The following is a 1,020-nucleotide window of genomic DNA, read 5'->3' as shown; positions in this document are numbered from 1 at the left end:
CCTACACGCCGGTCGTCCGATCGGAACCGCGCGCCCCCCGACTCCAGCACGTAACTGGCGCTCTCGCGATGGCCGTTCTCCGGACCCCGGTAGGCGACCAGGGTCATCCCGAAGGCGGTCGAGTAGTAGTGCGCGGCCTGCTTGGCGTTGCCGACGGCGAAGACGATCGCGTCCATCCCGCGCACGGGGAACGGGTCGTCGTCCGGCGCGCCCGCGCTCCTGAGCCCGCCCCTGCCCGGCTTCCTGACGACATCCATACCGGCCAGCCTGCGCGTACGGCCGCAAACTGCGCAATAGTGTGCATCAGCGCTGGACAACCTGCTCAGCCGAGAGGGCGGGGCGGCGTTCGATCTGTACAGACTGTTCATCGCGCGGGACAGCGCGAGGGCATCGCGCACGAGGAGGCGTCGGCCATGACCATCGACGAGCTGGACGCGCGGCTGCTCGAACTCCTGGCCCGGCACCCGAGAATCACGGTGCTGGAGGCGTCCCGGCGGCTGGGCGTCGCCCGCGGCACGGCGCAGGCGCGCCTGGAGAAGCTGCTGGCGCGCGGGGTCATCCGCGGGTTCGGGCCGGACGTGGACCCGGCCGCGCTCGGCTACCCCGTCACCGCCTTCGCCACCCTGGAGATCCGCCAGGGCCAGGGCGAGCAGGTGCGCCGCCACCTCGCGGGCGTGCCCGAGGTGCTCGAACTGCACACGATCACCGGCGAGGGCGACATGCTCTGCCGCCTGGTGGCCCGCTCCACCGCCGACCTCCAGCGCGTGATCGACCGGGTGGTGGGCTTCGAGGGCATCCTGCGCTCCGCCACGGCCATCGTGATGGAGAACCCCGTGCCCGCCCGGATCATCCCGCTGGTGCGCGCCGCCGCCCGGGACTGACCCGGCGGGCCGAGCCGCCGGCCGCCGCGCCCGGGCGGGGGCTCACTCCGCGGCCGGCGGCCCGCCCGGCGGGGCCAGCAGCCCGCCCAGGCCGTCGGCCAGGTCCAGCCGTTCGCCCTCGGTCCCCGGCGGGACGAGC

General features: G+C 74.5%; 1 protein-coding gene and 1 pseudogene. One reads left to right on the top strand and one right to left on the bottom strand.

Annotated elements, in window-relative coordinates; genetic code table 11:
- A pseudogene (locus D7231_RS35935) lies at positions 1-257 on the bottom strand (hypothetical protein); the annotation flags it as partial.
- Between the two features lie 156 nt (positions 258-413).
- On the opposite strand from D7231_RS35935, the gene D7231_RS35930 reads away from it, so the two are divergent.
- A complete protein-coding gene (locus D7231_RS35930; protein WP_120760583.1) occupies positions 414-881 on the top strand; it encodes an Lrp/AsnC family transcriptional regulator in 468 nt (155 codons plus the stop codon).
- The last annotated feature ends 139 nt before the right edge of the window (positions 882-1,020 follow it).

The organism is Streptomyces klenkii (genome assembly GCF_003626645.1).
In the GTDB taxonomy this organism is placed as follows: Bacteria; Actinomycetota; Actinomycetes; order Streptomycetales; family Streptomycetaceae; genus Streptomyces; species Streptomyces klenkii.
The sequence above is the reverse complement of the archived record's forward strand: the minus strand, read 5'-3'. Positions and strand labels throughout refer to the sequence as shown.

Coding starts and splice junctions, on each gene's coding strand:
- D7231_RS35930 (WP_120760583.1), top strand. CDS start 414: ATGACCATCGACGAGCTGGACGCGCGGCTGCTCGAACTCCTGGCCCGG.